The sequence below is a fragment of the Shewanella sp. GutDb-MelDb genome, assembly GCF_002836075.1.
Classification (GTDB): Bacteria; Pseudomonadota; Gammaproteobacteria; order Enterobacterales; family Shewanellaceae; genus Shewanella.
On sequence record NZ_PJBM01000014.1, the window covers coordinates 1 to 5426 of the forward strand.

General features: G+C 43.6%; 5 protein-coding genes. 4 read left to right on the forward strand and 1 reads right to left on the reverse strand.

Going from position 1 to position 5426, the window contains the following annotated elements; genetic code table 11:
• The 4 genes from zwf to CXF82_RS00455 form a co-directional block, all read left to right on the forward strand.
• Positions 1-1465: glucose-6-phosphate dehydrogenase (gene zwf / locus CXF82_RS00440; protein ID WP_102043467.1), on the forward strand; the 1465-nt coding region annotated here is incomplete at its 5' end.
• Positions 1466-1474: 9 nt separating this feature from the next.
• Complete coding sequence (gene pgl / locus CXF82_RS00445; RefSeq protein ID WP_101092071.1) at positions 1475-2179, forward strand: 6-phosphogluconolactonase; 705 nt, start codon at positions 1475-1477, stop codon at positions 2177-2179.
• A 9-nt stretch (positions 2180-2188) separates the two neighbouring features.
• Positions 2189-4015 (forward strand): phosphogluconate dehydratase, encoded by a 1827-nt coding sequence (gene edd, locus CXF82_RS00450; protein ID WP_101092072.1) that lies wholly within the window; start codon positions 2189-2191, stop codon positions 4013-4015.
• Positions 4016-4036: 21 nt separating this feature from the next.
• Positions 4037-4678, forward strand: a complete 642-nt coding sequence (locus tag CXF82_RS00455; RefSeq protein WP_102043468.1) for a bifunctional 4-hydroxy-2-oxoglutarate aldolase/2-dehydro-3-deoxy-phosphogluconate aldolase — start codon at positions 4037-4039, stop codon at positions 4676-4678.
• A gap of 101 nt (positions 4679-4779) precedes the next feature.
• Here CXF82_RS00455 and eco read toward each other — a convergent pair whose 3' ends face one another.
• Positions 4780-5361 (reverse strand): serine protease inhibitor ecotin, encoded by a 582-nt coding sequence (eco, locus tag CXF82_RS00460; protein WP_102043469.1) that lies wholly within the window; start codon positions 5359-5361, stop codon positions 4780-4782.
• Between the last annotated feature and the right edge of the window lie 65 nt (positions 5362-5426).

Consider the following 5426-nt stretch of genomic DNA (forward strand, 5'->3'; position numbering starts at 1 on the left):
ACCAACACCAGAAGCCAAAGCTTGTGATTTTGTTCTATTTGGTACCAAGGGCGACCTCGCTAAGCGGAAGTTGCTGCCATCTCTATATCAGCTAGACAAAGCAAACTTATTAAATGTAGAGACCAAAGTACTAGGCGTTGCAAAAGATGACTTTACTCAGGAAGAGTATCGTGAATTAGTTACAACGGCATTGAAGACATTTGTAAAAGACGAGTTATGTGAAGAAACCGTAAACCGTTTTTTAGACCGCTGTCATTATATAGGAACAAACTTTACGGATTCTGAAGGGTATAAAGCATTCCATGATGTTTTAGAGCCTGAAAAAAGAGTGATGGTGAGCTATTTTGCTACGCCTCCTTCTATTTTTGGTGATATATGCCGTTGCTTAAATGAACAAAATCTTATCTTCCCTGATTCTCGCGTTGTATTAGAAAAACCTATTGGTTCAGATCTCGCCACCTCTAAAATTATAAATGACCAAGTTTCTGCCCACTTCAATGAAGATCAAGTTTATCGAATTGATCACTACTTAGGTAAAGAAACGGTTCAAAACCTGCTTGCACTGCGCTTTGCCAATTCTTTGTTCGCTTCAAAATGGGATAATCGTACGATTGACCATGTGCAATTAACCGTTGCTGAAGAAGTGGGTATTGAAGGGCGTTGGGGCTACTTTGATAAAGCGGGTCAGATGCGCGATATGATCCAGAATCATCTACTGCAGGTATTGACGCTGGTTGCTATGGACCCGCCAGTCAACCTAGATGCTGATAATATTCGTGATGAAAAAGTAAAAGTGCTTAAATCACTACGGCCGATAAATTCAGACAATATTCACGAAAATACCGTGCGTGGGCAGTATTCTAGTGGTTTCTTAAAAGGGGCTCCTGTTCCTGGCTATTTAGAAGAAGAAGGCGCAAATGTTCATTCTAATGCTGAAACCTTCGTTGCGCTTCGAGTTGATATTGATAACTGGCGTTGGGCTGGCGTGCCGTTCTATTTAAGAAGTGGCAAACGTATGCCGTTTAAGAGCTCTGAAATTGTGGTTTATTTCAAAAATCCACCACATAACTTATACCGCTCAAACTACCGTAATTTGCCGCCAAACAAGCTTACTATCCGATTACAGCCTCATGAAGGGGTTGAGATCCAAATGCTAAATAAGGTCCCTGGTCTTGGTGAAAAGCAGCGTCTTCAGACGACCAAGCTAGATTTGAGTTTTTCTGACACCTTTAAAAATGAGCGCATTGCCGATGCATATGAGCGTTTGTTATTAGAAGCGATGTTGGGTAATCAGGCACTGTTTGTTCGTCGTGATGAAGTAGAACAAGCGTGGAGCTGGGTTGATGGCATCATCCAAGCTTGGGAAGAAACAGACGAAAAACCTAAGCCATATCCTGCGGGCACCTGGGGACCTGTTGCTTCAATCGCCCTGATTACTAAAGACGGCCGTTCTTGGGATGAGTAAGGGATAAAGATGATTAAAGAAACTGTGTTCAAATCATTCGACAGCAAAGATGCGCTTGAAGCGCAACTTGCAGACCGAATCGCCAACCAGTTACAAGAAGCTGTTGATGCCAAGGGCAAAGCGAGTTTAGTTGTTTCTGGCGGTTCGACACCTTTAAAGCTTTTTGAGTTATTAAGTAAGAAGTCTATCGATTGGAATGACGTTTATATTACGTTAGCGGATGAACGCTGGGTCGACAACGACCATAGCGACTCTAATGAGAGACTGGTTAGAAATAACTTACTTAAAAACCGTGCCGCTAGCGCCAAGTTCTGTGGTTTGAAGAATATGTACTCTACTCCAGAAGAGGGTCGAGTAATGACCATGGAGCAGTTGGCACATTTTCCAAAACCGTTTGATGTTGTAATACTCGGAATGGGAAATGACGGACATACTTGTTCTTGGTTTCCTTGCGCAGAAGCACAAGAGCTTGAAAATGCACTCACAACAAATGACTTATGTGTAGCAGTAACCCCGGGTAGTGCTCCACATGCACGTATATCGCTTTCAAAGGCAGCCATTTTGGCTAGCCGTCAAATCTATTTACATATTGTTGGTGAACAGAAACTTGATGTTTATCGACTCGCGTTAGCAAACGACGACAGCAGTGAAATGCCGATCAGAGCGGTTCTCGATCAACATAAAACACCTGTCGATGTTTACTGGAGCGCCTAAGGAGTGATTATGCACACCGTTGTACAGTCTGTTACAGACAGAATTATTGAACGAAGCAAAGATTCCCGCGCAAAGTACCTTGCGGCTTTAGATGATGCAAAAAATAGAGGCGTTCATCGTAGTGCATTGAGTTGCGGTAATTTGGCTCATGGTTTTGCGGCGTGTAATCCCGCGGATAAATCAGCGATTAAACAGCTCACAAAAGCTAATATCGGCATTATCACCTCATTTAACGACATGTTATCTGCGCATCAGCCCTATGGCGAGTATCCAGATCTGTTAAAGCAGGCTTGTAATGAAATCGGCAGTGTAGCGCAAGTCGCCGGTGGTGTACCTGCAATGTGCGATGGTGTAACGCAAGGTCAGCCCGGAATGGAGCTGAGCTTATTAAGCCGTGAAGTTATCGCAATGGGCACGGCTGTTGGTCTATCACATAATATGTTCGACGGCGCATTGTTGCTTGGTATTTGCGATAAAATCGTACCTGGGCTGCTTATTGGCGCACTCAGTTTTGGTCACCTTCCAATGCTGTTTGTACCCGCAGGACCGATGAAGTCAGGCATTCCTAATAAAGAGAAAGCCCGTATTCGCCAGCAGTATGCTCAAGGTAAAATTGATCGAGAAGCACTGCTAGATGCTGAGTCAAAGTCTTACCATAGTGCCGGTACTTGTACCTTCTATGGTACGGCAAACAGTAACCAGTTGATGCTCGAAGTTATGGGTCTGCAGTTACCCGGTTCCTCTTTTGTGAATCCTGATGATCCTTTACGTGAAGTCTTAAGTAAAACAGCAGCCAAACAGGTTTGTCGTCTGACCGAAATGGGCACGCAGTACACACCGATTGGACATATTGTATCTGAAAAATCTGTCGTTAACGGTATCGTCGCATTACTAGCAACTGGTGGTTCAACTAACTTGACGATGCATATCGTTGCTGCAGCTAGAGCTGCAGGCGTTATTGTCAATTGGGATGATTTCTCTGAACTTTCCGATGCAGTGCCATTACTGGCACGCGTTTATCCTAATGGCCATGCCGATATTAACCATTTCCACGCAGCTGGTGGCATGGCATTTCTGATTAAGGAACTGCTCGATGGCGGTCTTTTGCATGAAGATGTGCAAACGGTTGTAGGTTTTGGACTAAAGCGCTATACGCAAGAGCCGCAGATTAGAGATGGACAGCTGACGTGGGTCGATGGCCAGCGTACCAGTTTAGACGAAGAAGTATTAACCAGTTTAAATACGCCGTTCCAAGTCAATGGCGGCTTGAAGTTATTGAAAGGTAACTTAGGCCGAGCGGTTATCAAAGTATCAGCCGTGGCAGAGCAGCATCGTATTGTTGAAGCGCCAGCCATTGTGATTGATGATCAGAATAAGCTGGAAGCAATCTTTAATGCCGGTGACTTAGATAAAGACTGTGTTGTGGTAGTGAAAGGACAGGGCCCTAAAGCCATTGGTATGCCTGAACTACACAAGTTAACCCCCATACTGGGTACGCTCCAAGATCGAGGTTATAAGGTCGCTTTACTGACTGATGGCCGCATGTCTGGTGCATCGGGTAAGGTTCCTGCCGCTATTCACTTAACGCCAGAAGCGCTTGATGGAGGCTTAATTGCCAAAATCCAAAATGGTGATTTAGTCCGTGTTAACGCCACGACAGGCGAATTAAGTCTTTTAGTCGATGAAGCTGAGCTTCTCGCTAGAACCGCTGAAAAAGTTGATCTACACAAATCAAGCTATGGCATGGGACGTGAACTCTTCGGAGCGCTAAGAGCTAGCCTAAGTAGTCCTGAAACGGGTGCCCGTAGTACTAGCGCCATCGATGAAAATTATTAAAGACTAAGGAAGAGTAACGCAATGCTTGAGAATAACTGGTTAATTCAACCACAAGATATTTTTGATCGCAGCCCTATTGTTCCTGTCATGGTGATCAATAAGATTGAACATGCAGTACCATTAGCAAGAGCACTTGTTGCAGGCGGTATTAGTGTTTTAGAAGTAACTTTGCGCACTGACTGCGCATTAGAAGCGATTAGTAAAATTGCTAAAGAAGTGCCTGAAGCATTAGTCGGCGCAGGTACTATTCTAAATGAAGTTCAGTTAGCTCAAGCTGTAAAAGCTGGCGCTCAGTTTGTTATCACGCCTGGTGCTACCACTGAACTGCTAAAAGCTGCAATGGCAGGTACTACACCGTTGATCCCAGGTGTAGCAAGTATCTCTGAAGTAATGGCAGGCATGGAGCTTGGATATAAGAACTTTAAGTTTTTTCCTGCAGAAGCGTCTGGCGGTGTTAATGCCCTTAAAGCATTTTCAGGCCCATTAGCGGATATTCGTTTTTGCCCAACGGGCGGTATTACCCCAAGTAGTTACAAAGACTATTTGGCGCTTAAAAATGTTGATTGTATTGGTGGCAGCTGGATAGCGCCGACTGATGCAATGGAGCAGGGCGATTGGGACAGAATCACCGCTTTATGTAAAGAAGCCATTAGTGCGCTTTAATCTACATTAGTTTTAGCTTGCTTCAGGCGAGCTATTTTAACTAAACCCCTAAAGTAAAAAAGCTACCTATACGGTAGCTTTTTCTTTATCTGCTGTTACAACTATTTTTGTTTATCACCTGAATAAGAAAAAGGTGATTCAACTTTCCAGATTCTATAACGTACTTGGCTATTTTCAGGCAGGTATATCACTTTAGGTAATCTGCTGTCATAGCGCATCTTCAAATCCGTTGTAATAGGGAGGAACTTCTCTGTTAATGCTTGATCAAAACAAGCCATCATCGTGCTCGGACCTGCAGATATGCTCTCTACTTCATAATAGCTAAAACCCCAGCCCTGTACTGATTTTTGAATGACCTTTCCCGAAAGCCCATGCTTATTGCAATCGACCATTTTGGTTTGCCCGATTTGGATCTCTAGCATGTAGTCAGCTTCGTTCTCTAGTGTTTTAAGCGTCAGTATATGTTGGACTTGACCCTCTTTAGGCGCAGGAAACATTTTCGAGTTTTCCTGTGACACGTAATTTGAGGCTGAATAAGTTTGTGCGTTAACCATCTGCCCATTTTCTCCACTCGGGTGCTTAGGTGAGGTTGCATTAGCTGAAAAAGTACAAACAGAGAGTAGAAGACCTGATGTCAGCGTAAAAGAACGGATTTGTTTGTTAGTCAATAAGTTGAAAATCATAATATCTCCAAAAATAAATATAGGGTGTACTTGTTTGATATGTCTCTATAAACGGCATTAAAATC